A 25,245-nucleotide genomic window follows, 5' to 3' on the forward strand; every position below is an offset into this window, starting at 1 on the left:
ACATAAGGGAGTATGCGATGAAAAAGTTAGTTTTACTCTGCACCCACCTAGCCGTGGGTGCTGTTGGTTTTGGGCTTGGTGTTTACGCATTACCCATCTTAATTGAGCCTGATTCTCCATCTTCGAGCTCGGTTGAAGCGATCAGCCAACAGGCCATTTATACTGGTGAGTTCACTAGAGACCGCCAAGACAGTGATTTCTTACATTGGGGCGAGGGTATTGTTTCGGTTTCAGAAAGTGCAATTGCGTTTGAAGGCGAACTTGCTCCAGGGCCGGACTACAAGGTTTACCTTTCTCCTAAGTTCATTGAAACCGAGCAAGCCTTTAATGACAGTAAGAGCGAGTTACTTAGAGTCGGAGATGTCAAAACATTTGACCGTTTTATGGTTGAACTACCGGAAGGTACTGATCTTAATCGATTTAATACCGTTGTGATTTGGTGTGAAACTTTTGGCCAATTTATTACTTCTGCCAAGATAAAATGATAGCCTCACCCTAGCTGAAATATGTATGAAATCGAGCGCTCTAGAATTGAGCGCTTTTTCATAGCGCAGTTTTAAGCTGCTTTGTTGTTAAAGCTGCTAGTTGTTGTACCGCTAGCCGTCGTAAAGCTAAACGTTGTAATGCTAAGGATTAAGTAATGGAAAAAGTGTGGCAAGTAATAGATTTTCTACTCGCTCATAAGTTTATTTTTAGTGCGCTGATTATCAGCCTGGTTTTAATTATCCGCCGAATCACATTGTCTCAAATTAGGGGTGATGTTGCTTTCCTTAGCGAAGACCAACGTAATTGGATGTCCCGCACTAAAAATGGCACCTTTGCGATTATTGTCATTACGCTTTTCCTCCTCTGGAAGTCTGAAATTAGTGAGTTTGCTCTCTCAGTAACAGCGATTGCCGTTGCGATCGTAGTGGCTTCGAAAGAGATCATTTTGTGTTTCACCGGCTCGATTCAACGCGCCAGCTCCCGGTCTTTCCGAATTGGTGATTGGATTGAAGTGGGTAAAATTAGTGGTGAAGTGATCGAACACAACTTGATGGCGACAGTGATTCAGGAAATCGACCTTTATCATGGGCAATACCACTTCACTGGCAAGACGGCCACGCTACCTAACAGCATGTTCTTTATTTACCCAGTCAAGAACCTCAACTTTATGAAACGCTACGTTTATCATAACTTCACGGTGACAGTGAAAGACTTCGTGAACCTCTACCCAATGGTACCTGGCTTAATCTCGAAAATTGAAGAGCATTGTGAAGAGTTCATTGATGTTGCGCGTCGTTATAACAGCGTCATTGAAAAGCATGCTGGCGTCGACCTTCCGGGTTCAGAGCCTCATATTCACATCACAAGCAGTTCGACGGGTGAGCAAGAGGTCCATTTTATGATTTTCTGCCCAACCGAGAAGGCGGTTCACTTAGAGCAAGAGATTCGTAAAGATTTCATGGAAGCGTATGCTGAAGCATTTCCTGTCAGCGCTTGATCCTGCATTCAGCTGAGCCCCAAACAAAAGAAAGCCGAGAGTGATAATATCGACTCTCGGCTTTTTTGTTCTTGCTATCTGCTCGCTTAGTCAAGGTCTGCCAGTGGCAACCAATCGACTTGTACACCTGCTTGCTCAAACATATCTTGGCTCACCTTGATTTTGTCTCCCCAGCGAGAAAGGAAGTCTTCACTTTGCTCTGGGCAGTGAACCGTAGAAATACCAGTTTGAATGATCTTTGCTGCACAGTTTGGACAAGGGAAGTGAGTCACCCAGATTTCACAGCTGTCTAAATCACGTTTAGCAAACAAGATTGCGTTCTCTTCTGCGTGAAGTGTTTTCAGGTATTTCATCTCACGCTCGTCAGTGTCAGCACTATCTGATACGCCATGAGGGTAGCCATTAAAGCCAACTGAAACAATGCGGTTGTGTTTGGTGATAACTGCACCAACTTGAGTGGACGGATCTTTACTCCAGGAACCGACTAATTCCGCCATTTGATAGAAACGTTTTGCCCATTTTGAAATCATTCGAATTACCTTAACAAGGAAGTATGAGTTTTTATTATTGAAACCACATTATGTTAGACAATATATACAGAGAGGGGAAGTAACAAACGTATATTTGATCATGAATTGTTGATGGTTTGTAAAGGGTTGATATATATCCAATTTCAATTTACAAGTTGAAACACTTTCGCGAGTTATAATTGTTATTCCTCGGGCATATTAAAAAGTTGTCAACGATGGTTCATAAAACTTTAACGTAACTTTTGATATTCGTACTGACCCAGATATGGCTTGGGTCAATGTTCAGAACCGAGTTACTACACCATTTTTTGCTGCTTATTTAATCAAAGGTATAAATAATTAATCGAAGCGATTTGGCTCGTTATTGTAGTAACCTGCCTGACCTTTGGTAGCGCGCTTCCAACTTTGGTTCCTGTTGTTGCGACCCCTGTATTTTTGATTAGTACGTTTGCATCCTGGAGATGATGCGTTCTTGGACATCGAGAATGTCAACACCACGATGGCTGAAGACCAAACTGTTTCTCTACGTAAAGCTAAGCCTTATCTTTGCCTTCGCATTGGCACTGATCTTTATTTATTTGTTCATGGTATCTCAGTATGAGAGCTGGAAGATCCCGATTGCTATTAACTTGGTTGTACCGGTTGCAACTCTGGGTTCCTTCTTGGCACTGAACCCTACGGGCGCGCAGTTAAACTTGTATGCGCAAATAGGTTTGGTTCTCTTGATAGCCTTGGCAGCAAAGAATGCAATTTTGATTGTGGAATTTGCGAAGGTCGAGCGTGAAGAGAAAGACGCACCAATCGACGATGCAGCTGTGAAGGGCGGTATGCTACGTTTCCCTGCTGTGAACATGACGTCTTGGTCGTTTATCTTGGGTATCTTCCCACTAATCTTTGCAGCCGGTGCTGGTTACGTGAGCCAACAAAACTCTCTGGGTATTTAACTGATCGGTGGTCTGTTATGTGTGTTGTTGGCGGGTACATTCCTAATCCCAGGCTTCTATGCATTTGTACAACGCAAGCGTGGAAAAGCACATGGCGGCAATACGAAATTAGTGCCACTCGATGATGAGTAGATGAAGTCACTTTTCATAAAGCGGATTCTTCTTAAAATAAATCCTTGTAAAAACTTAATCCTTGTAAAAATTGAGGCTTAGCAGTCTGCTAAGTCTTTTCTATTACTCAGATGTATAAAAACGCTTTTTATATAATCAAATTCTTATTATGCGATAGAGCTAACACTCTATTTTTGGTTTTCTAATAAAATGATGTTTTATTAATAAGTGCATGTTTATTAATGAAATATTGCTATTCAGCTAACGCTTGTATGCTCGAAACTATTTGCACAATAGTGTGAACTGTTTCAAAATTACGAAGTTATATTGAAATTTTTTGTGCATTGAGGTTCTTATGAAGGTCATTGATTTATTTAAACACCGAGGCGACAGCTTGTCATCGCAACACTCAGAGTTTATGCAATGGATGTCTCCAGCTCTTAGAGACTACTGGGGAGACTTTCTGAACCGCACACAAAATAGCCACTTCTTTGCATGGGTTCGTGATCACCACAAACCTGCGGTAAACGAAGATGTGCCATTAGAGCAGCCAATCGTATTGAAGCCAGAAGCACAACTTGTGTTTGATGAGCTGAGCGAGAAGATTGGTGAAGTTATCCATACTGGAGACTGGATCAATGTAAGCCAAGATCGTATTAACCAATTCGGTCTTGTGACTGAAGATATGCAGTGGATCCATACTGAGCCTGAGAAAGCAGAAACTGATTCTCCCTTCAAAACGACGATCGCACATGGTTTCTTAACTTTGTCCCTGCTTCCTCGTTTGACTGACAGCGTTGATCCTGACAAGTCTCAATTTCCAACCGCTAAAATGGTTGTGAACATTGGCCTTAACCAAGTTCGTTTCCCATACCCTGTAAAATCGGGCAGTAACGTTCGTGCGAAAAGTACGTTAACAAAAGTAACACCAATTAAGAAAGGTCTAGAGGTCGAACGCGAGATTCGCGTAGAAATCGAAGGTGTTCGTCGACCTGGTGCGGTTATCGTTTCGGTGATTCAACTTCACTTCTAAGTGGTTTGTAAGTAAGCGATTTATAAATATTCAAAAAAAGAGAGAGCGTGATGCTCTCTCTTTTTGTTTTCATAAGACAAAACTTACTCACTTATTTGATGCGAGTGTAGCCGTATTCTTCAATAAGGTCTTGGCCTTGTTTAGATTTCACAAACTTAATGAAATCTTTGCTCTCTTCAGAAACAGAATCAATCTTGTGCAGCAACAAGAATGGGCGAGCCAACTCATAGCTATGGTTAGCGATGTTTTTAGATGTCGGTTCTACACCTTCAAAAGTGATGGCCTTGATTGAACGATCGATTGAACCAACAGAGATAAAACCAATGGCGTGTGGGTTGTGGTTCACGATGGTTTTAACCATGCTGTTACTGTTAACTACCAAGTTATTTGGGTTGATGTCAGACACCAAACGGTCATTAATGATCTTCGTTAAGCCAAGCAAGCTTTCAAAGCTGTAGCGTGAACCTGAAGACGCTTCACGAGTTACAACCGCGATAGGTTGATCGTCACCACCCACTTCTTTCCAGTTGGTGATTTTACCTTTGTAGATATCAAACAGTTGCTCACGAGAAACGTTATTCACGCTATTTGAGCGATTAGTTACAACAGCTAAACCGTCAAAAGCAATTGGGAATACTTTGAGTTTGTCGCTCTGCTCTTGATCAGTTAGGTAACGTGAACTCATGCCGATGTCAGCCACACCTTTATTAACCAAGGTAATACCCGCTGTCGAGCCGATGCCTTGAACCGCGATATAGTTCTCAGGGTGAGTCTTGTTGTACTCCTCTGCTAATACGTCCATCACTCGAGAAACAGAAGTGGAGCCCGAAATATTGGTTTCTTGCGCTAAAACAGCTTGGGAAGACAGGGCTAACGATAAAAGAGAGGCAAGCGCGACTCGTAACATAAACAATTCCTAGTTAATAACATGTGTCGCATATCATAGGTGGGTTATATGACACTTTTGTGAAATTCCATATGCTTGCCTTATGGTGAAAAGGGCTAATGAATGTTCGGTTTGAGACCCCTCACGTGAGTAAGACGGGTTTATGGGAGCGTGGTCGGGATTTTGTTGGGGTGGGTTCGCTAAAATCTTGGTTGAGTCCTAAGCTTTCAAAAGGAATTTCAACTTTGAGAATTTCTATGAAGTTACAAGGAGTGTTATGTCCGTCATCCATATAGAACTTAATCGTCTTCTCGTTGGGGCTGAAAAGCTCTGTACTTCCCGTAATAGCAGTTTACCTGTTGATTTAGGCAAATCCTTATTTGAAGAATGTGAGGGCGGTGTGATGTTCTCACAGGCGCATTATCTGCTCGACTCATCTCATAGTAATTACACAAACGACATTGCCTGCGTGACTTTTGATGAGCCGTCAGCATGTTGGCTGATTACAGTGCCATTAGAAGATGATGCACAGTCTGATACTGTGGCTTGGGGACCTTACCCTTATCTTCCTAAATCGAAAGACCTTGAAGCAGTGTTGGCTGAGATTGGAAAAGATCCCAAATCGTACTTTTGGTCATAACCACCAACCTTATGTCTTAGCTGGTGGTGATAGAACGCCTAAATCTATCGGCTTCGATGTGCCGAAACCAAATCTTTCACCTCAACTCCTTAAACCTGAGGTTTCACGCTTTGCAGTTGAGATTGTGCAATAAGCGACCGGAAATCTTTCGGTGTTTTTCCATGGTACGTTTTAAAGGCGGTACTGAAATGTGCGGCGCTCTTAAAGCCAGATTCATAAGCTATTTGGGTAATGGATTTGGTCGACGTTCTCAGCTGCGTTGCGGCATGAGCAATACGCTTGATCTTCAACAAGTTTGAAAACGAAAGATCTTCAGCTGATAAACGACGCTTTAGTGTGGCCGGCGACATTCCCATATAGCTGGCTAATGTGTCTAAAGAGATATTATTTTCAATATTTTGTTCAATGTAGTGAATGACTTTCTGTGTCACCGTTAACCTTGAAGCTCGAGCGATGATAACTAGCAGTGCAGGGTATTGTTCGACCATCAGTGAGAGCAAACCTAACCCTAATTGACTGAGTGCGTAGTCATTTTTAGTTGAAGAATGAGCTAAAGACATGATGAGGTTTTTCAGTTCGCAGATCTCGGTGTCGGTTTGGTTGAATTTGATGTACTGGCTGGGGACACGAGTGGATTCTAGGTCACTGAATTGGTTACTGAACTTCTGGAAAATATCTAAATCAAAATCTAAGCAGGTTGCGCTGAATTCGCCGTTTTCTGTATCTACTGTGATGTCTTTGATTTGGCCTGAGTTATAAAGTGTGAAATCGCCTGCCTGCAATGAGGCTTCAGTCCCATCGGGGAGCACGAAAGAAATACAGCCTTTTGAAACGATGAAAATACCATTTTTAGAGGCGGGGTACCGTTCTCGTTTCCTGGGGATGAAGTTTCTGAATTGAGTAACTGTTATTGATGACATAATGTGCTTCTTTGGCGTTGTAAACGAGTTGCTTATTAATTTTAGTATTGTTTAAGCACGAGACATTTACAAAAAAGGCGCTAATAATTAGCGCCTTTAGAAGTGAACCTTTTAAGCTTTTGACCTTGAAAGCCGTAACCTTAAAAGCTCTAACCGTTAAAGCTATTGAGCTTCGGTTTCGTTTGTTGTCTCAGGCTCGCTAGGCAAGTCCGCAAATACTTGAGTAGGCTTTGCTACTAAATTACGATTTTCTTGGTTAACTTCAGAGAGAACGACTTCTAAAACGTCTCCCAGTTTGTATACCATTTCTTTATCGATAGATACAGTACCCATATCACTGTTGCACTCGATTCTTTCTTTATTATCGAGAATGAGAGAACCAGGGACAAATGCAGCGGCACCATTCTCTAGCAAGCGAACGCGCATACCTGCACGGTTAATGTCGAAGATCTCCGCTTGGAAGCGTGTTTCTTCTGCTGGTGCGTTAGCTAGGGTGCGAGCATATAACCAATCACCAACGTTACGCTCCGCCATACCGTGATGGCGGCGGTGTACCGCAAGTTCATCACCGATCGTTTCATCTGGCGTTTGAATTGGTGCTTTGCCAAGGATATGTGCTTTCAGCATGCGGTGGTTAATCATGTCACCGTATTTACGAATTGGAGACGTCCAAGTCGCGTAAATGTCTAGACCCATTGCGTAGTGTGGTGCAGGCTCATTGCTGATTTCACTGTACGCTTGGAACTTACGAATACGGTTGTCGTAGTAATTGCTGTCAAGTGAACCTAACCAACGGCGCAATGCTGCAAAGCCTTCAAGAGAAACGATCTGCTCTTCTGTGAACGGTGTTTCTGCTTGTGGGTTAACCAGTTCAAGAACGTCTGCAATTTTCTCGGCTTTGAAACCAGAGTGGCAGTTGAACACACCTTGGTTAAAGCTTTCTTTTAACACTCGACCTGCACAGATGTTTGCGCTGATCATCGACTCTTCAACCAACTTGTTCGCACTACGACGCATATCTGCGTGAATAGCAACAACATCGTTATCTTCACTTAGTTCAAAGCGGTAGTCAGGGCGATCTGGGAATACCACTGCGTTTGCTGAGCGCCATACTGAACGTGCTTGTGCAAATTCGTGTAGATCAGAAACAATCGCTGCGATCTCTTCAGATGGTTGCCACTTCTCTGAGGTACCTGTTTCTAGCCAATCTGATACGTTGTCGTACGCTAGACGAGCGTGAGATTTAATGTTCGCTGCGAAGAAGTTGATGTCATCGCCAATAACGCCATCTTTAGAGACCGTTACTGTGCAGCATAGAGCTGGGCGAACTTCATTCTCGATAAGCGAACATAAGTTGTCTGCAAGGTCACGAGGTAACATTGGGATGTTACGACCAGGTAGGTAAATAGTGAAGCCACGCTCGCGAGCTACTTTATCCATTACATCATCTGGAGAGATATACGCTGTTGGATCAGCAATCGCTATAGTCAGTTCAAAATCGCCGTTTTCTTTCTTTTTCGCGTATAGCGCATCGTCCATATCTTTTGTGCTTTCGCCATCGATAGTCACAAAAGGAACATGGGTCATGTCTACACGTGCAAGATCGGCATCATCGTTGATCTGCCAGTTGTCGATACCTTCCGGCTCGCTGTTTGGAAGGTCGTTTTGTGCGAGAGTTACCCACCAAGGTGCGATCTTGTCGTCAGCGTCAGTGATCTTTTCTGAGATTTGCGCCAAGAAGCCATTATCGCCTTTTAGCGGGTGCTGAATGATGTGTGCAACAACCCAGTCGCCTTCTTTTAGCGTCTCAGGGTTTAAACCTTTCTGAGCTTTAGCTTTAAGTTGCAGCTTTTTCAGCTGTGGGTGATCAGGAACAACGTTAAGTCGACCTTTGAACAGCTTTACTCGTGCGATGAATCGAGTAAGACCTTGTTCCACTAGTTCTTCTGGCTCAGCTACTTCACGTTCTTTTTCAGTACGGATGATAGCGACTACTTTGTCACCATGAATGCATTTCTTCATATACGGTGGCGGGATGAAGTAGCTAGTCTTGCTATCTACTTCTAGAAAACCAAATCCTTTTTCAGTGGCTTTGATTGTGCCTTCCTTTTTCGGGAGGGTTTCTTGGATTTGTTGCTTAAGCTGAGCGAGTAGAGGGTTATCTTGAAACATCTTACTTTTATCTTACGAGAACAATTGAGCACACTATAATCATTGCGAAGCCTGATTACTACTTAAAGCCGAAAGGAGCGTAAATTAATTGTCATCTTATTTACTAGGTTCAATTCAATTGATGTAAACGGCTATGACGAGATATTCATCAAGTTTTGACGATATGGTAGCCAGTATTGAAAGAAAACCGAAAAATATGTGATGTAATTCAATTTTTTCTGGCTTTTTTTATGCATTTAAGGAATAATCCGCCTCCCTTAGACGTCCCTAATGGCTTGAAGTGTTTTATTACTGCTTCGTAACTCTGAATGGAATCAGTATCTGATTGGATCAGTATTGGAAATGGTAGAGCTCCCGGGACCTTTTGTTTACTTATATATAGTGGGATCCCAATGTCCGAATCTGTAATTCAATTTAATGAATTAGCCCTAAACGAAAACATCCTTTCAGCTCTTGATAGCATGGGTTTCGTTTCTCCAACTCCAATCCAAGCAGCAGCTATTCCTCTTCTTCTTGAAGGCCGTGACGCACTAGGTAAAGCACAGACTGGTACAGGTAAAACAGCAGCATTCTCTCTGCCTTTACTAAATAAAATCAACCTAAACCAACACAAACCACAAGCAATCATCATGGCTCCTACTCGTGAGCTAGCGATCCAAGTTGCTGCGGAAATCAAAAACCTAGGCCGTGACATCAAAGGTCTTAAAGTTATTGAAATCTACGGTGGTGCTTCAATCGTTGACCAAATGCGCGCTCTAAACCGTGGTGCTCACATTGTGGTTGGTACTCCAGGTCGTGTTAAAGACTTACTAACTCGTGACCGTCTACACCTAGATGAAGCACATACATTTGTTCTTGATGAAGCAGATGAAATGCTAAAAATGGGCTTCGTAGATGACGTTACTTGGATCCTTGAGCAAGCGCCAGAATCTGCACAACGTGTACTATTCTCTGCAACTATGCCTCCAATGGTTAAGACAATTGTTGACCGTTACCTACGTAACCCTGCAAAAGTTGACGTTGCTGGTACTAACCACACAGTTGATAAAGTAGCGCAGAACTTCTGGGTTGTTAAAGGCGTAGAAAAAGACGAAGCAATGTCTCGTCTTCTAGAAACTGAAGAAACTGACGCGTCAATCGTATTCGTACGTACTCGTCAAGATACTGAGCGTCTAGCTGATTGGCTATCTGCACGTGGCTTCAAAGCTGCTGCACTGCACGGTGATATTCCTCAGTCTCTACGTGAGCGCACTGTTGATCACATCAAACAAGGTGTAATCGATATCCTAGTTGCAACTGACGTTGTAGCTCGTGGTCTTGATGTTCCACGTATCACTCACGTATTCAACTACGACATCCCATTCGATGTCGAATCTTACATCCACCGTATTGGTCGTACTGGCCGTGCTGGGCGTAAAGGTAAAGCGATCCTTCTAGTTCGCACAAACCAAATTCGTATGCTTCGCACAATCGAGCGCGTAACTAAGTCTACAATGGAAGAAATCCAACTTCCTCTACGTGACCAAGTTGCTGCTGCACGCGTTGCTAAGCTTGGCGCTGAACTTGAAACAGAGAAAGAAAGCAAAGCTCTAGAAAACTTCTCAGGTCTTATTACTACCCTGCAAGAGTCTCTAGACGTTGATGCAGCTACTCTAGCTGCAATGCTTCTTAAGCGTCAGCAAGGTAAGAGCCCACTGTTCTACATTGGTGAAGACCCAATGATCGCTGCTATCGAGCGTGACAAGAACCGTCGTAAAGAGCGTCGTGAAAACCGTGATAACGGTGGCCGTGACTTTAATACTCAAGACTGGGATACTTACCAACTACAAGTTGGCCGTGAGCAAGGTGTTCAGGTTAAAGATATCGTTGGCGCACTAGCAAACGAGCTTGGCCTAACTAAAGGTTCTATCGGTGCTATCAAACTTGACCAAGGTTCAACTTACGTTCAACTGCCAAAAGCAATGAACTCTGAAACTGCTGGTAAACTAAGCAAGCTACGCATCCGTCAAAAAGAAGCTGGCGCTGTTGTAGTAGACTTTAACGATTTCCGTGAACCACGTCGTGGTAACGGTGGCCGTGGCGGTCGTGATGGTGGTCGTGGTGGTTACCGCGGAAACCGCGATGGTAATCGTGAAGGCGGTCGCGGTGGATACCGTGGCAACCGTGACGGTAACCGCGATGGTAACCGCGATGGTAACCGTGAAGGCGGCCGTGATGGCGAGCGTCGTTTCGACCGTAACCGAGGTGGTGATCACCGTGGCAACTACCGTGGCGAACGTGGCCATGGCAACGGCGGTAACCGTGGTCGTCGTCCAGAGCGCAACGAAGGTTAATCAACCTTTAGCTTAGACGCTCTAGTATAGACACTGAATTGAAAAGCCGAGCATTATGCTCGGCTTTTTTTGTGCCTGCTTGTTCGTTCTTCCGACCGCACTGCTCGTAACTAACGCACCTTACTTCACGCCAATATTGATATTACCTCTGCAACCCAGTTAGAAATGATCGTTATAACTTCCGGGTAAAGGGAGCAATCACTCTATCTTGTTCCGTTAACATAGCTGTATGGCGTTATAAGACTATACTTAAATCACCTGCTACATGCTGAGGTAGTAGTAATAAAAGCCTCTTAAATTGCTATGTAGTCTGCTTACGCAGGGCTCAACTTCGAGAGAATGGAGAGTGTTGGATAGAGCGAATGTTGTTGCTTCATATTATGATGTTGACCGCCTACCGGATCACTCAAATCAAGTTAAAAATAGTTTAAGCAGTCGTTTACCTTGTCAGTTTGTTCGTTTTCATATTCAACTATTTTTTAATTTTGCTCTCGAAATAAATAAAATGATGACTAAGATCAACTTAATTGTGTTCATTTGGTGATTTTTTAAAAACAAAAGTTGAAAGATTCAAAAATTATTGAATAATGGGCTTAACTAAAATTGAAGTAAACACTTCATCTAATTCGTAATGCAACAGGATCCATATCCAATGTCTAATTCGTTTGTTCTGGTTATTAACTCGGGTAGTTCATCCCTAAAATTTGCTGTCATTGATTCTGTTTCTGGTGAAGCAGTGTTGAGTGGCTTAGGGGAGTGTTTTGGTCTTGAAGATGCTCGTATGAGCTGGAAATATCAAGGCGATAAAACTGAAATTGCTATTCAGGGTGAAGGTAGCCACCACAAGATTGCTATTGGCAAATTGGTAGGCCTGATGGAAGACCTTGGTTTTACGGCTGATATCGTTGCTATCGGTCACCGTATCGTTCACGGTGGTGAGAAGTTCACTCAAACGGTTCGCATTACTGAAGAAGTAACGAACGAGATTGAGAGCCTATCTGATCTTGCTCCACTTCATAACCCAGCAGGTGCTATCGGCATCCGCGCAGCGATTGAAGCTTTCCCTTCTCTGCCTCAGTTCGCTGTATTTGATACGGCTTTCCACCAAACAATGCCACAACGCGCATTTACTGGTGCAATCGCTAAAGAGCTATACACAGACTTCGGTGTACGTCGTTACGGTTTCCACGGTACTAGCCACTACTTTGTAAGCCGTGAAGCTGCGAAGATGCTAAATAAGCCTGTTGAAGAATCTAGCTTCATCTCTGTTCATCTTGGTAACGGCGCATCGGTATGTGCTATCAAAGATGGTAACAGTGTTGATACATCAATGGGCTTCACACCGCTTTCTGGTCTTATGATGGGTACACGCTGTGGTGATTTAGACCCAGGTATCATCGAATACCTACTTAAGAAAGGTTGGTCACAAGAGCAAGTCTTCAACTCTCTTAACAAGGAGTCTGGCTTCCTAGGCGTGTCTGGTCTAACGAGCGATGCTCGTGGCATTTTAGAAGCGATGGAAGAGGGCCATGAAGGCGCTAAGCTGGCTTTCGAAGTATTCACATACCGCGTAGCTAAATACGTTGCTTCTTACCTTGCAACACTAGACTCTCTAGACGGCATCATCTTTACTGGTGGTATCGGCGAGAACTCTCTACCAATCCGTCGTGAGATCCTGAAAAACCTTAAGATCCTAGGTTTTGTTGAAGATGTTGCTGGCAACGAAGCTGCTCGATTTGGCGCAGGCGGCATCATCGCTAAGTCTGAGATGCTAAGCGCACTAGCAATGGTTATACCAACCAATGAAGAGTTCGTCATTGCTCAGCAGTCAGTTGAACTACTGTAATTTAGCTTAAAACTAAATATTGAAAAGCGAGCCCAAGTGGCTCGCTTTTTTCTAATTACATGTTTAATAGATTATCGTAAAGCAGCGTGTGACAGCATGTTTATTACTAGCTCTATTTATTGCTGTATTTCATTTTTTTCCTTAATTCAGCATGTTTGTGCTAACTTGCTTATGTCTCGAAAGTTCACAAATTAAAATTTTGATAGAGGCAGTCAAGTCATCCAGGTTTCGTCTCAAATGAATAGTGGCTTTGTTACGTAATCCATTTTCGAAGCCGAACAGCCCCATTTAGGATAATTGTTAGCCAATATGGCAGGTTTTAGGCATACCAAGCCCTGTAAGCTTGTTCAACGCTTTGATCATCGCGTAAGTTTCACTTACTTGTGCGTTGTAATTTCTGAGACTTAGCCGTCCACCAAGCAAGTGTTTGACTCGATACATCGCCGTTTCAGATATCAAATGCATGTGGTAGCCATAGCACTTTTCTAATGCTTATTCTAACCATATGTTAGTGCAAATAATTATACCAATCTGATATCGAACTTACAGGCTGACGATGAGTCTCTGATTACGTTACATGTTTATTCGCTTCCCTTAAGCCAGTTTCACGCTTATTAACTGGAGAGCGTTCAGTCAGATCTGATCGACACACAACAAGATTACTGACTTTGATTATCATCATATATACTTTGCCTACTTTCCTTTACTCCTGATAGTAGGCTTTTCACTATGCAATACCTGTAGTTTTACTAACAACTCCGGACTTTCAGGTAGACCTTTTATTCGCATCCTTTTCCAGCAATACAGACAGTATAATCGTCATTAAAACATCGCCCATCTGTCGTTCCCCACATTCCGTGACTCACGGCTAATACCTTACAAACCCCATGCTTTTCTATTTGCTCAGTCCTTACAGAGAAGTCAGTATAGGGCGACTTGAGATTAAATTTTAGCTGAGAATAACTTCCGAGTGGGATCACCAGCCCCGAACCATCAGTAGGGAATAAGCGTAAGTATTCAAGGTTATTAATATTGCGTGAATAACCCCGAGCATTAAAAACAGTGAACACAGAGCAATTTCCATCAGGACAGTTGGGATTTGCCGAATGATTAACTACTCGGAAAGTTTTCGGTGTAAAACCATCAGAATAGACATACTTATCGTTACCGTTGCGAAAATGACACGTTTCTCCATTAGCGCAACCCGCGAAATCAGGTACTTTATGAGTATTATCTGCAAAATCGAGTAGGCTCGCGAACGTAATACGTTTCTGTTGGGTAATTTGTGGCCTAAAGCCTTCTGTATCGAATATTTTTTTTATCATAACCGATGAGGCATAATTTTCCGGTATCGTAAGAAGTTGAAAAATAAAATGGGATGCGAGAATAAAGTGTGTTTTCGCCGACGGGTGAACAGCTCCACCAACTATAGCTTTATTTATAAGACTTGGACGATATGGAATTAGAGAGTCACTGGCAAAGCTCTCCATTGGTCCAGCAGTTATGGAACCCACGCCTACCGCCCCGGCTGTTTCATTATCACCACGTAAATTAAAGATCCCCAAAAAGTTACTGCTATCATTAATATTTCGCAAAGTACCATTATTTTCACTTTGTTGATTAAGCATGGTTTTGGCTTGTCCCCACATCTGAGCTGATAATCCCTGATGATAATTGCCCCCGTAAAGACCATTAGAAAAGCCATAGTGCATTTTTTCTCTCTGGATGTCTTTTAACCAATCGTGAATAGGTATGTAGAGAAATTCTATGTGTGGGTAGTCACTTCTGAGGCGTTCGTATGCACGCCCCAATTCTTGATTAAACAATTCAATTTGCAGACGAAATTTTTCTAAGGTAGTTACAGTTACGCCATCGCGCATTGAATGGTACAACTGAGGTGCGATGCTAATGTCAGGAAGCTCAAAAAGAGCAATGCTGATCCGCTCTTGCTCATGATGGTTAAGCTTCGCAATTAAGTTTTGACGGATATTAGTAATCAAAGTTTGTACAATTGATGGATAATTACGTTCAATTTCTCCACCTGCCATCGCCATAAAGTCGTTGCCTCCCATAAGGAAAGTCGTCATCACTTTACGTTCAACCTTTGCTTTAGCCAAACGACGTTTTAAGTGAGGCATCGCAACGCTAAGTTCATCCTCTAAGCTTGGCGACATAGGAAATCCAGAAGGCATGAATATGATATCAGTGTTCAATGTTTTGATATGCGTTGCCGCACTTAAATTTGCGTCAAACCGACGTGATACTCTCATACCCCCAAACGCATAATTGTGACTAGGAATTCCCGTCAACATACTTACATAGTCGGGCCACATTAGGCCATCAGCCCAACGCCCATTGTAAAACACACCTTTGGGCAGATCCCCGCCACTGATACTGAACGCATTGTGAGTATCGGTTAAACTATCACCAAAAAAGAAGATCTCACTGTATGGTGTCTGGTTCTTCGGTAGCTCAAAAACTTGTATCAGATACGTCGGCTGATGATGAGTATTGATATGTTGATTTAATAATAGTTTTGTTTGCTGAGAAAGTTCCGACTGACATTTATTGAGAGCAGAATCTGAGTTGTAAGCACACCAAGTATAGACATAGCCATTATCAATCAGGGTTCCCTGCATGGACCCCGCTCCTGCATGTGCTGCTAAGCGATACTCAATATGGTTATTACCTACACTAAATTTAAGAGGACCAAATTGAGCCATAAACTTTTGGTAGGCTTTCGCTGGCAGTGGTGCGCAGGAGTATAAGTCTAGCGCTGTGAAATTCGGCCAAGTTATGGCTTTACCAAGTCCCGAGGTATTTAAGTTAAAATCTAACGTTGATGACGACTTCATGGTCCAATTGTGTCGGGAGCCATCTGTGGAGACTGCGTTAGGGTATAATCGACTTTGAGTACATAACTTAGGAAATATAAAACTGATACTTTTAGCAACAGATAATGTTTCGTTCGGGTTTAATGAATGCTGAGAAATATCTGATTCAACACTTACATTGGAAATGTCTAATATACTGCGAGTTTTGTTGGTAATTACCATGTTTATAGATGGTGTTGTATCAGAGGCGTATAATTTGAATGTAGTTATAAATGTACAAAAGATCACCAGGCAAGTACTGAGTTTCATATTTTCCCCGTTCATTGTATTAGAAGCTTATTAACCTTGATTGTTTCAATCAGCTTTAGATGAAGAACTTCTTATTATCATTTTGTGGTCTGTTTTTAAAAAATAAGCAAAACCACCCCCATGAGGATGTTAAAGAGCATTTTTTTATCGATTCTTTCCCAGCGCTTAATAGAAAAATAACTATTGTTTAGCCTACAAAGACCCCGATGAATTAACTAATGCTAAAAGTCTTATTCTTTTCTATCATTGATTGAGTTGATTTACCAATTGTATTGTGAGGTGTGTTGAAATTCAATTGGCTTCATATTATCTCTGAGCAAATTTTGCGAGGTCGGGAATAATTCTATAATTTTCTGAATACTCAGTCATTCTATAGGCCTTCGATGTTTTTGGTTTAATCCCCGATTGCTCGGCTAATTCTTCCCAAGTCACATCTAGTTTGGCTTTGGTATTGTTTAGGAATTTTTTTTGAGTAATTTTTCTCTCACTTTATTGGGCGTTGTTGCCTAAATTAGTTGAACCTTTTCCAAGTCCTGCGATCTGATCATTTGGAACGATTGGAATGGCGGTGATATGGGTAAATCAAACAATAAGATAACTAACTGGGCGGAGTACAATAAGGCCCTTTGTAAACGTGGTTCGGTTACATTCTGGATAGATGATTCAGCCGTAGATGCATGGCGATGCAAAACCCATCATGGTAAGCGTGGTAGAGGCTTTCAGTACTCTGATACAGCGATTGAAACCGCCTTGATGATTAAGGGCATCTTCTCTCTTCCTTTACGTGCTCTTCAAGGCTTGATCGACTCTATTTTTGAGCTATTAGATGTTCCACTAACGTCCCCTGACTACACCTGTATCAGTAAACGCTCGAAGACAGTTCAGGTTAAATATCGCAATAAATCGAGAGGGGCTATTCGCCATACAGCCATTGATTCTAAGGGCTTCATAGTCTTTGGTGAGGGTGAGTGGAAAGTGAAAAAGCATGGTGCAGAAAAACGTAGGACATGGCGTAAACTGCACTTAGCTGTAGATGTGGATACTCACGAAGTGATTAGCGCGGAAGTCAGTCTTGTAAATGTAGGCGATAGTGAAGTGCTACCGACGTTACTCAACCCACTACGTAGAAAGGTCGCTGCCGTATCCGCCGATGGAGCATATGACACAAAAAATTGCTACGAGACTCTTAAAAATAAAGGCTGTACTCCGTTAATACTGCCTCGAAAGAATGCAGCTCTTTGGGAAGACGGTCATCCCAGAAACAAAGCGGTAACGGCTCTGAGAGATGGAACAATATCGGAATGGAAAACAGAGTCTGGTTATCACTATCGTTCAATATCTGAGACAGCTATGGCGCCGCTGCTTAAAGCCACAGCACCTGCTGCAGCGCCAGCAGGTAAGCCAGCTCCTGTTGCTGTCGAGGCAAGGCTAACTGCTCCAGCAGTGAAAGCTATATCACCCGCAACCGAACTAGTAACATTACAGGCATTTTTAACAGCACTAAATGCACCAGAACTAGCTTTAGTATTAATACCTTGTATGCTGGACATAGATTCATGATAACCCACAGTACCTGAATCATATCGCCCATTCGCAATGTCACTGATGAACTCCCCCGTAGGGTCGCTATATTTCAGCGGATTGCCTCGCCCATAGGCGTAAGGTGACCAGCGTTGAGGATCCGTGAATCGGGCCTCTCTTGCAAACACAGGATCGGGGGTGATGAATTGTCCGTAGCTATGGTTCATATAGCGTTGCGAGAAATAACCAAGTCCAGATTCTTTGTCTTGCTCTTTATCGGTGAAACGATAAACCGTTTTATCCGATTGACCAAATTGCGCTTCCACATCACCAAATGGTTCGTAATTGAACGCATTGATGACTTGAGCAGAATTGTCCACAGTCAGTTTTGTTGAGCCAAAGTGCTGTTTAATATAATAAACTTCTGGAGTGAAGGTGTCATCACTTTTGCTTGTCTTGGCTACACGGTGGCTGCCTAAACGAGCAAACTTGATCAGCTTACCTTCACGAATCTCAGCATCATCACTGATATACCAAGTTGTTGTGACCTTTCCTTTACTGTCCTTAACGACTTTGAGGCGTCGTTTATTGTTGTGGTCATAGGCGTACTTTGCTTGGTTTTAGTTCAAATGCTCTACCCATTTTAGACGCGCGTGTTTTCCCTAAAAAATCTAATCCGATAAATCCCAATTTAGAAACGTCACTGATTCACAAATACGCACACACTTTTATTGCAATACCGGTGATAACAATCATTCATCACATTTATCTTGAGATATTGCAAACTTCTCTAAAAGCCCCACAGAACCTCTCAGTTTCATTTTCATTATTGAGCCACAATATACGTAGCCAGCGCTATTTTCCTTGTAATCTTCAACTTTTAAATAATAAAGAGCAGATAGTGATATGGCGATGATAAAATAAGTACCGATACGATGATTTTCAAATTGATATTTGTCATCTCTATTTTTTATTATTAGTACTAGCTGTACGATAGTGTATGTTAATAAAAAAATGCAATGAATGAGCTTATTACAGAAAAAAAGTAAATTCTATCTGAGTCATATTCCCCTGAAGGGAAGTAAATGAATGGGTAACTGCATACAGTAATGCTTATTAAGCATATTATCGAGTACTTATATTCTGATATTTTCTTACCCATTCTTTATTCTTATTTTCCACATTGTTTATTGAATGAAAACTTTTCGAGTAACGGCATTGATCGCCCTATTTTAATTTCTGCACCACAATAGTATTCACTATGTTGAGTTTTCAAAGTGTCCAAATCTGAGTAATACATAAAGCTTGGATAAACAGGGGCGAGAGTCGCTAGCACTAAGATAAAAATGGAAACTTTACTTGAGAGGTCTTTTTTTGCATTCCCCGTCAGGAGATTGTAATTGAAATAGATAAAATAGGGTGAAAGGAATGTAAAAAAAAAGATTGTAATTGAGAATGAAGCTGTTGAAAAAAAATACACGTCTCCTTTATCTGCCATGACTTTAGGCCAAATAACAATTGAATAACAAAGGAGTAGAGTAAAAAATAAAAACCAAGCATTCGTTTTAATTGTATCTTCTTTATTCATCCTATCTCTCTATTATATTTTAATTAAAAATAGCATAGCCCTGTTCAGCAGGGCTATGTTTTGATCTATTTTGTCATCTTAGTCTAGCTTAGTGTTTGATGACTGTTCAGCCCCACTAGTACTTTCTGCATCGTTATCTGGACTATCACTACCTCGATGATTTGCCATACCATCATTTCCGTTTTTCTTACCGTCAGTAGATTGATTGGTTTTTGAGTTATTGTTATCAAGCTTTGCAGCTTGTTGCGCTCCCCATGATGAAACACCAAAAGTATTGCTTACGAGATCTGTAGTCCAATGACCAAAATCTGTTAATTCTTTAGAATTTTTAACTGCATGAGTAGTAGCGGTCGCTCCTACGCCCAGAAGATTATTCGTAGCATCAACGGCGTCAAATTCGTCGCCATCAATAGCGTCTATATAAGTTTCAACAGCCCCTGAAGATGCTGCTATGACCTCAGCTGTAACTGTCACAACAGCGACAACTTCAAGTACCGGGGCTGAGCTTATAATGACTGGTGCAGCAATTCCGACAATTACAACAGTAGCAGCTACCTCATTTATGGTGTTACTAGCACATCTTATTTCACGCAATGTATCAGCATGAGCTTTAGCCGCAATGCTTTCCATTTTTGACATCGTTTCATGATAACCCACAGTACCTAAATCGTACCGCCCATTCATAACGTCACTGATGAACTCCCCCGTAGGATCGCTATACCTCAGCGGATTGCCTCGCCCATAGGCGTAAGGTGACCAGCGTTGAGGATCCGTGAATCGGGCCTCTCTTGCAAACACAGGATCGGGGGTGATGAATTGCCCGTAGCTATGGTTCATATAGCGTTGCGAGAAATAACCAAGTCCAGATTCTTTGTCTTGCTCTTTATCGGTAAAACGATAAACCGTTTTATCCGATTGACCAAATTGCGCTTCCACATCACCAAATGGTTCGTAATTGAACGCATTGATGACTTGACCAGAATTGTCCACAGTCAGTTCTGTTGAGCCAAGGTGCTGTTTAATATAATAAACTTCTGGAGTGAAGGTGTCATCACTTTTGCTTGTCTTGGCTACACGGTGGCTGCCTAAACGAGCAAACTTGATCAGCTGACCTTCACGAATCTCAGCATCATCACTGATATACCAAGTTGTTGTGACCTTTCCTTTAATGTCCTTAACGACTTTGAGGCGTCGTTTATTGTTGTGGTCATAGGCGTACTTTGCTTGGTTTTTCGGGTTATCGACTTGTTTCAAGCGGTTCGCATGATCCCACTGAAATTGTTGATTCCCTGAGCGTAACTGGTTACCTGCCGCATCATAACTGATACCTACATCAGCATGGGTGAGCGCTTGTGGTCCTGCTATATCGGTTTTGCGTAACCCTTGTCGGTTGTAGCGTTTATCTTCTCCAGTGCCTGTGTTTCCGCCGTAGCGTAAAGTTAAGTTGTTGTCACCTAGGATTGGATCGTTGGTGTTTTTAGCAATAAGGTTACCAATTGGATCAAAGCGGTATTGAGTGAGCTTTAACTTATTTTGTTCGAGTGCAATTCGATACCAATCGTCATAGTCATAAAAGCGCGTTTGGTCGAGCTCAGAATAGTGATTCTCGATCCCTAGTTCTTTGGCAATGGTCTTTTTATCTTGCTCTGTTCGTTGATCGGTAATGCCGAGTAAGTTCGATACCTCATCATACTGATAATTGAGTGACTGAAGACGTGTTCTGTCTGATTGACGAGTGGTTTCTCGGCTCTTGAGTCGGTTCAGCGCATCGTATTCATAGTCACTTTGCATGCCATTACCATATTGAACATGGCTCAATTGCGCAGAGGCACTATAGGAAATGTTGTTGATAATGTTACCCATCGCCAATAACTCACCGCCTTTACCGTATTGGTAGTCAAGGTGGGTACTGTCTGGGTAAGTCAGTTGCGTGATTTTACCGGCGCTATTATACGTGCGCTTAGTCGTATAAATATCCGATTGTTGACCAAAGGCTTTGATTTGACGTTTTTCAACAGTACGACGACCGTTTTGATCGTAACCAAACCAGCTGCTTCCTGCTTCATCGATAACTTGTGCAAGTCGGCCTTTCAAATGATGGAGCTGTTTATCTTGGTTACTATCATATTGGTACCGCTTAGAGATATTACCCTTGTTTGGATCGAGAATCAGCGAATGGAAACCTGTTGCTGGGATAGCCGTTTGGTCTTGATAGAAACGCTCTTCAAGTTGTCGGCTAAGGCCATCATAAAGGTAAGTGTGTGCCATGCCTCGTGAATCTATGGTGCCAACTAGATTACTCGCAGCATCGTAGTTAAACCAAGCTTGTCCACGGTTTGGATCGTCTCGATACGTTTGGCGACTTAAACCGTCATAAAGCATAGTTCGGGTATTGCCAAATGCATCGGTTAAGCGAGTGAAATTATCGAGCGCATCATATTCATATCGGGTGGTCCAATCTTGCAGAGTGCTTTGCTCACCATTGACATCCACACCAACGTATTCTTTTACCTCTCGTAATTGACCTAGGCCATCAAATATTAACCATTTACCGGCTCCGCTGTGTTGGCCTCCGATAACCGTTTGTGCGGTATCTTGTACCCATGACTTAAGAGGCAAGTACTCGTTGTAGGTAAATGTTTCACCTTGCGAGTCAGTGGCCGGCAGGTATTTACTGATTGTACGGTTGGTCGCGTCGTATTTGTTTCGAATGACTTGTGACCCCATCCCAGAATGAAAAGCCATACTCGCCGAAAAATAGGGCATGCTTTCACTGGCTAGTAGTCCACGGCTATCGAAATTATTCTTCAAACTGACTCGTGGGCCTTGCTCCGTTTGGCTTACGTTCATTAGATTGCGCCCGCCACCATCATAATATTGGCGGCGTTCAATATGGCGGCCATCTTTTTCAAGACGCTGTAAACTGCGGATCCAGTTGACCATGACGCCATCAAAATTCTGTTGGTAATGGTATTCAAACGATTGTGTGGGTGCACTAGTGCTGTCGCCCGGCGCAATGATATCAGTGACTCGGCCAAGGCCGTCATACTGTATGTGAGTTTGTTGTTGGTTAAAATCCTCAAATAGAGTCATTACGCCCAATGAAGAATCGTAACTCGCACTGGCAACCAGGCTCTGGCCACCTAAGTGAAGTTTCTCTTTGGTTGGATATATTCCCTCTTGGTAAGTTACGCTAATCCTATGCCCAGGCTGCTCCCCATAAAGAGGGCCAAAGAACTCTGTCGCGTTGCCGTAAGAGTCGTAATGTGAACGTTGACTAAAAATAATTTGGTTGTTCTTACTTGGTGAAATCCATTTTTTAGTCGCGGTTAGGTTACCTGTTGACACGGCGCCTAAGTTACCACCACTAAAGCTTTCATCGTCATAAAACCATTGAGTTTTTGCAACCAGTTTACCCTGTGCATTGGTGATGGTTTTTTCAATGGGAAGATGTAATTGCCAGTTAGCCAATGACGTTGCATTCTCGGCACTGTAGCGCCAACGAGTTTCACGTTGATCTTGAAAGCGATCGTCAAGGCGGCCATGTTCGCGTTTAAGGACTAAGTTACCAAAATCATCGTAATCGTAATCCCATGCCAGCGAAATAGGGTTTCCACGGCCTTGTTCTATGAGTTTTTTTTCTTGATGCGTTTTGCTTGCAAATGACACGAATCTATCGTCATCAATACTGTCAAATAAACGCTTTGATGACCACTGATATGTCTCTTGCCAAAAAAGACGTCCCTCCGCATCTTTCTTTTCTATTTTCGATATCTTTCCGCGCAATGATTCGTCATTAAGACCCAGTAAAAAAGTGTAGTGAGTTTGACTTTCCGGTGCTGATTGGGAAGCGAAATCGCGTTGTGTTGCTTCGCTAAAGCCAACAAACTTACGCTCTTTTGCAAAGTAAAAACCGTCACGGTATTGATAATTTTTTATCGATGCTTGGCCTGGGCGACTGGCGTCCTCCGTGGTGACTGATTTCACGACTTGCATAGCCATAGGCAGGGTATGTTGCCATGGGGTGTTTTGTTTTTCATCACGTAACATCTCAGAAGCCACGGTCGCGTATTGAATGCTTGACGTTTGCCCTATGCCGTTATCGACGGAGAGCAATTGGTTGGGTAAATCACCCGGAATAATGGATAAATAGGTAAACGACTTTTCATGTTTGCCAGAACGAAACCACACGATGTCGACAACGCCATTGCCATCAATATCGGCCAATTTGGTTTTAGAAGGGGCGAATTTATCGGGGTGTGTGAACGTGAGCGGTTGACCGAACACTAATGTTCCTTGAGGTCCTGATTGGCCTTTACTTGGCCACACAGTAACGTTGAACCCATTGAAGTAAACAAGATCAGCGAGGCCATCATGGTTTAAATCGGCAAACTGAACTTTATCTGTATTGTGAATACTTTTCGCAGTCTCACGAATATTATCGACATGAATGGCTTCTGAATAACCGCCTGTGCCTTTACCGGCGAAAAAGTACATTGACTTTTGATCCATGTGAACTAAGTCGTTGAGTCCATCACCGTTCATATCGGCCATATGAGAGGTCGACTTTGCCAGTGGAACCCCAACACTGAGTTCGGGCATTGGCATGCTGATCGGCGTGTCCCAACCGTTCCCGTTGTTTATCGCAACAGTATGGTCAAAAACGCCATTTCTTGAATGACTGTTGGTGACAAAGACATCGGCTAATCTGTCATGGTTGATATCGATTAATCGAGCATTAGGGCTATTAATCGACAGTGTTTGGTTGCCTAAATTGCCCTGCGGTTGCCAATTGTAGTTTTCATCTAACCCATAAACATAGCTGTTGCGACGGATCGCATTCAGCATATTGATTTTGCCGTCGCCATTTAAGTCTCCCCATTTGACATATTGGCTGGAGAGTTTATTTCTAGAGTGGCTGCTCATTTTCACCATTTTAGAGAATTGAACTTCCCCCTGTGGGTTTTTGCCTTGGTTAAGTGCATAACGGTGCGGTGAAAAGCCGGTGTTAATCACATCGGGTAAACCATCTGCATTGATATCAATAAAATCAACATCTGGACTCTTTAAAGGAAATAACTTTGCAGAAGGGACGTAGTGCGACGCCGCAAGCGTTGGGTCAAAGTGGGTATACTTGAAGCGGGTCGGGGGGGCGCTATCTTGCCCGTTGGCGGCGACTTTTGAAACTTGTGATAGGCGAGACAGACTCTGCCAATCTGACGTTGCCTCATAGTCAAACTGGTAAGACATGACCGGGGTTTGCTGATTAAAAGTGTCTATCTTTTTTAAGCGAAGGGCTTTGGTCAATTCAAAGGTTGGTAAGTAAGAAACAATGGGATCCGGCCTTGACTCATAAGATAACTCAACCACACTCGCGCCGTCATTGTAGTCAATTTGCGTTAAGTATACTGCTTGGCTGTTATCAAGTGAGTCATAATGGTAGTTGATTTGGTTACCATGAGAATCGGTCATGCTCTCGATAAACCACTGAAAGACTTTGTGCCCACTTTTGTCTTGGTGTTGTGCGTTACTGCTCTGCCCTAATACCCAGACACCGCCATTCGCTAAAGTCATTCGCCAGCCGTTAGTCAGCTTTTGGTATTTAACAAATTGCCCTTCAATTTTGGCTCGATATTCATTGTTACCAATGTGAACCAGCTCTTGCCCTTGGTGATTCACATAAACATCGGGGTGGCTGTCGTCGTAATTGGGCAGGCCATTAACGGTTTGTCGTTGGATATAAGGTATGCTCAAACGTCGCCCAATGCCGACTAAACCATTGCCATAACCACTGTCGTAAGTAATCGACAACTCAGGCGTCATCTGGTTACGGCCTGTTGGTAAGCTAAAATTCAGTTGGTCTTGGCTGGTCCCTGTGTTTAATTGGGTATTAAATCCCTCCCCAAGCCCTTGTATCGTTCCCGGTCCTGTCGGTAAAGAAATCACGGTTGGCGACACCGCACTCGGCTCATTGGCGAGGGCCGCGGTTGTTAAACCACCCAGCAGCACTCCTATTGAATAGGCTAACGTCTTCATTTGTATCTCTTGGTTTTATAAGTATTGGCGAAATATAAATATTGCAAATGAATCATTCA

Annotated in this window: 14 protein-coding genes and 4 pseudogenes; 8 read left to right on the top strand and 10 right to left on the bottom strand. The window is 42.7% G+C overall.

Features of this window, described 5'->3' with window-relative positions; translation table 11 throughout:
• Positions 1 to 17: 17 nt before the first annotated feature.
• Positions 18 to 485, top strand: a complete 468-nt coding sequence (locus A3712_RS12730; RefSeq protein WP_063523746.1) for a DM13 domain-containing protein — start codon at positions 18 to 20, stop codon at positions 483 to 485.
• Positions 486 to 640: 155 nt separating this feature from the next.
• The gene (locus tag A3712_RS12735) at positions 641 to 1,483 is read left to right on the top strand and encodes a mechanosensitive ion channel family protein (protein WP_063523747.1); all 843 of its coding nucleotides are present in this window, start codon (positions 641 to 643) and stop codon (positions 1,481 to 1,483) included.
• An 86-nt stretch (positions 1,484 to 1,569) separates the two neighbouring features.
• Here A3712_RS12735 and A3712_RS12740 read toward each other — a convergent pair whose 3' ends face one another.
• Positions 1,570 to 2,013 carry a dCMP deaminase family protein gene (locus tag A3712_RS12740; RefSeq protein WP_063523748.1) on the bottom strand — a complete coding sequence of 148 codons (444 nt, stop codon included), beginning with the start codon at positions 2,011 to 2,013 and terminating at the stop codon, positions 1,570 to 1,572.
• 542 nt (positions 2,014 to 2,555) lie between these two features.
• Between A3712_RS12740 and A3712_RS12745 the strand changes: the two are divergent.
• A pseudogene (locus tag A3712_RS12745) lies at positions 2,556 to 3,089 on the top strand (efflux RND transporter permease subunit); the annotation flags it as partial.
• Positions 3,090 to 3,423: 334 nt separating this feature from the next.
• Positions 3,424 to 4,101 carry a MaoC family dehydratase gene (locus A3712_RS12750; RefSeq protein ID WP_063523750.1) on the top strand — a complete coding sequence of 226 codons (678 nt, stop codon included), beginning with the start codon at positions 3,424 to 3,426 and terminating at the stop codon, positions 4,099 to 4,101.
• 91 nt (positions 4,102 to 4,192) lie between these two features.
• On the opposite strand, the gene A3712_RS12755 is transcribed toward A3712_RS12750, so the two are convergent.
• Positions 4,193 to 5,008, bottom strand: coding sequence for a phosphate ABC transporter substrate-binding protein (locus A3712_RS12755; protein WP_063523751.1), 816 nt, complete (start codon positions 5,006 to 5,008; stop codon positions 4,193 to 4,195).
• A gap of 256 nt (positions 5,009 to 5,264) precedes the next feature.
• On the opposite strand from A3712_RS12755, the gene A3712_RS12760 reads away from it, so the two are divergent.
• Positions 5,265 to 5,627 carry a DUF3024 domain-containing protein gene (locus A3712_RS12760; protein WP_063523752.1) on the top strand — a complete coding sequence of 121 codons (363 nt, stop codon included), beginning with the start codon at positions 5,265 to 5,267 and terminating at the stop codon, positions 5,625 to 5,627.
• An 89-nt stretch (positions 5,628 to 5,716) separates the two neighbouring features.
• On the opposite strand, the gene A3712_RS12765 is transcribed toward A3712_RS12760, so the two are convergent.
• Both A3712_RS12765 and rnb read right to left on the bottom strand, forming a co-directional pair.
• Positions 5,717 to 6,547 carry a helix-turn-helix domain-containing protein gene (locus A3712_RS12765; RefSeq protein WP_063523753.1) on the bottom strand — a complete coding sequence of 277 codons (831 nt, stop codon included), beginning with the start codon at positions 6,545 to 6,547 and terminating at the stop codon, positions 5,717 to 5,719.
• Positions 6,548 to 6,709: 162 nt separating this feature from the next.
• Positions 6,710 to 8,719 (bottom strand): exoribonuclease II, encoded by a 2,010-nt coding sequence (rnb, locus tag A3712_RS12770; protein WP_063523754.1) that lies wholly within the window; start codon positions 8,717 to 8,719, stop codon positions 6,710 to 6,712.
• A 308-nt stretch (positions 8,720 to 9,027) separates the two neighbouring features.
• On the opposite strand from rnb, the gene A3712_RS12775 reads away from it, so the two are divergent.
• Together A3712_RS12775 and A3712_RS12780 are read left to right on the top strand one after the other, a co-directional pair.
• Entirely contained in the window at positions 9,028 to 11,052 is a 2,025-nt protein-coding gene (locus tag A3712_RS12775) for a DEAD/DEAH box helicase (RefSeq protein WP_082856233.1), read from the top strand.
• A gap of 652 nt (positions 11,053 to 11,704) precedes the next feature.
• The gene (locus tag A3712_RS12780) at positions 11,705 to 12,898 is read left to right on the top strand and encodes an acetate/propionate family kinase (protein WP_063523756.1); all 1,194 of its coding nucleotides are present in this window, start codon (positions 11,705 to 11,707) and stop codon (positions 12,896 to 12,898) included.
• 300 nt (positions 12,899 to 13,198) lie between these two features.
• Here the strand turns inward: A3712_RS12780 and A3712_RS26760 are convergent.
• Both A3712_RS26760 and A3712_RS12785 read right to left on the bottom strand, forming a co-directional pair.
• Positions 13,199 to 13,384, bottom strand: a pseudogene (locus A3712_RS26760) (IS5/IS1182 family transposase); the annotation flags it as partial.
• Positions 13,385 to 13,677: 293 nt separating this feature from the next.
• Positions 13,678 to 16,041, bottom strand: coding sequence for an SGNH/GDSL hydrolase family protein (locus A3712_RS12785; protein WP_063523782.1), 2,364 nt, complete (start codon positions 16,039 to 16,041; stop codon positions 13,678 to 13,680).
• A gap of 573 nt (positions 16,042 to 16,614) precedes the next feature.
• Here A3712_RS12785 and A3712_RS12790 point away from each other — a divergent pair.
• Positions 16,615 to 17,601 carry an IS5 family transposase gene (locus tag A3712_RS12790; RefSeq protein WP_443083596.1) on the top strand — a complete coding sequence of 329 codons (987 nt, stop codon included), beginning with the start codon at positions 16,615 to 16,617 and terminating at the stop codon, positions 17,599 to 17,601.
• Between the two features lie 113 nt (positions 17,602 to 17,714).
• Here the strand turns inward: A3712_RS12790 and A3712_RS28870 are convergent.
• The 4 genes and pseudogenes from A3712_RS28870 to A3712_RS12800 form a co-directional block, all read right to left on the bottom strand.
• Positions 17,715 to 17,942: pseudogene (locus A3712_RS28870) on the bottom strand (RHS repeat-associated core domain-containing protein); the annotation flags it as partial.
• A gap of 372 nt (positions 17,943 to 18,314) precedes the next feature.
• Positions 18,315 to 18,724: pseudogene (locus A3712_RS28300) on the bottom strand (hypothetical protein).
• Positions 18,725 to 18,733: 9 nt separating this feature from the next.
• Complete coding sequence (locus A3712_RS12795) at positions 18,734 to 19,150, bottom strand: hypothetical protein (RefSeq protein ID WP_063523757.1); 417 nt, start codon at positions 19,148 to 19,150, stop codon at positions 18,734 to 18,736.
• 78 nt (positions 19,151 to 19,228) lie between these two features.
• Positions 19,229 to 25,186 (bottom strand): toxin TcdB middle/N-terminal domain-containing protein, encoded by a 5,958-nt coding sequence (locus A3712_RS12800; protein ID WP_082856235.1) that lies wholly within the window; start codon positions 25,184 to 25,186, stop codon positions 19,229 to 19,231.
• Positions 25,187 to 25,245: the final 59 nt, after the last annotated feature.

It is taken from the genome of Vibrio sp. HI00D65 (assembly GCF_001635455.1).
Lineage (GTDB): Bacteria > Pseudomonadota > Gammaproteobacteria > Enterobacterales > Vibrionaceae > Vibrio.